The sequence below is a fragment of the Stenotrophomonas sp. Sm2128 genome, from assembly GCF_030985535.1.
GTDB lineage: Bacteria > Pseudomonadota > Gammaproteobacteria > Xanthomonadales > Xanthomonadaceae > Stenotrophomonas > Stenotrophomonas maltophilia.
The window spans coordinates 1-1,624 of the sequence record NZ_JAPTFQ010000156.1 but is presented as its reverse complement, the minus strand read 5'-3'; the positions used below and the strand labels follow the sequence as shown (position 1 = coordinate 1,624).

Genomic DNA, 1,624 nt, shown 5'->3' with positions numbered 1-1,624 from the left:
ACGCACAGCCGCCAGCGGCTGGGCCGGGCCCCGGAGGGGGACTTGCAGCGTCCCCCGCAACCGGACCCACCCCGCCAACCCACAGGAACCCAGCTTATGACGTTGCTGTTGAGGTTGCCGGCCAGCGGCCGGCACTACCGCAGGTGCAGGGTGCAACCCTGCAAAACAAACACAACCCTACGCCAGCGTCGGTTGTGCATTCGGCCCCCGCGCACTACGATCCTGCGGTTCGCGCGCGCCGGCGCGCGCCCGTATTCCTGCTGAGCGCCCCGTGCGCCGCATCTGCCAACCCGAGGTATCCATGGTCATCAAACCGCGCGTCCGCGGCTTCATCTGCGTCACCACCCACCCGACCGGCTGCGAGGCCGCGGTCAAGCAGCAGATCGACTACATCCGCGCGCGTCCGCCGATCCAGAACGGCCCCAAGCGCGTGCTGGTGATCGGCGCCTCCACCGGCTACGGCCTGGCTGCGCGCATCACCGCTGCCTTCGGCAGCGGCGCCGCGACCCTGGGCATCTTCTTCGAGCGCCCGGGTACCGAATCCAAGCCGGGCACCGCGGGCTGGTACAACTCGGCCGCGTTCCACAAGTACGCCGACGAAGCCGGCCTGTACGCCAAGAGCATCAACGGCGATGCCTTCTCCGATGAAGTGAAGGCGAAGACCATCGAAATGATCAAGGCCGATCTCGGCCAGGTCGACCAGGTCGTCTACAGCTTGGCGGCGCCGCGTCGCAAGCACCCCAGGACCGGTGAAGTCATCAGCTCCACGCTGAAGCCGATCGGCGAGCCGATCACCCTGCGCGGCCTGGATACCGACAAGGAAGTAATCACGGAAACCACCCTGCAGCCGGCTACCCCGGAAGAGATCGCTGGCACCGTCGCGGTGATGGGTGGCGAAGACTGGCAGATGTGGATCGACGCGCTGGCCGACGCCGGCGTGCTGGCCAACGGCTGCACCACCACGGCCTTCACCTACGTGGGCGAAGAGATCACCCAGGCGATCTACTGGAACGGCTCGATCGGCGCCGCCAAGAAGGACCTGGACACCAAGGTGCTGGGCCTGCGCGAAAAGCTGGCGAAAATCGGCGGCGACGCGCGCGTGTCGGTGCTGAAGGCCGTGGTTACACAGGCCAGCTCGGCCATTCCGACCATGCCGCTCTACCTGTCGCTGCTGTTCAAGGTGATGAAGGAAAAGGGCACCCACGAAGGCTGCATCGAGCAGCTGGACGTGCTGTACGACATCCTCTACGGCGGCAAGGCCGACGGCGTGGCGATCGATCGCCTGCGCCACGATCTGGTCGATGGCGATGGCCATACCGTCGCGCTGGTCGACGAGGAAGGCCGCCTGCGTGCCGACTACAAGGAAATGGCGGCAGACGTGCAGGGCAAGGTGGTCGCGCTGTGGCCGCAGGTCACCAATGAGAACCTGTACGAGATCAGCGACCTGGCCGGCTACAAGGCCGACTTCCTGCGCCTGTTCGGTTTTGGCGTGGAGGGTGTCGACTACGAGGCCGACGTCAATCCGGACGTGAAGATCGACAATCTGGTCGACATGACCTGATCAATGAAAAGGCCGGCGAAAGCCGGCCTTCTCTTTTGGTGGGGCCGGGGGGGGGGGGGGGGG

General features: G+C 66.0%; 1 protein-coding gene. It reads left to right on the top strand.

Going from position 1 to position 1,624, the window contains the following annotated elements; all coding sequences use genetic code 11:
* Nucleotides 1-301: 301 nt before the first annotated feature.
* A complete protein-coding gene (fabV, locus tag O0K41_RS22205; RefSeq protein ID WP_164223292.1) occupies nt 302-1,561 on the top strand; it encodes an enoyl-ACP reductase FabV in 1,260 nt (419 codons plus the stop codon).
* Nucleotides 1,562-1,624: the final 63 nt, after the last annotated feature.

Excerpts from the sequence above, each read along its gene's own strand:
- fabV (WP_164223292.1), top strand. The coding sequence starts at position 302 with ATGGTCATCAAACCGCGCGTCCGCGGCTTCATCTGCGTCACCACCCAC.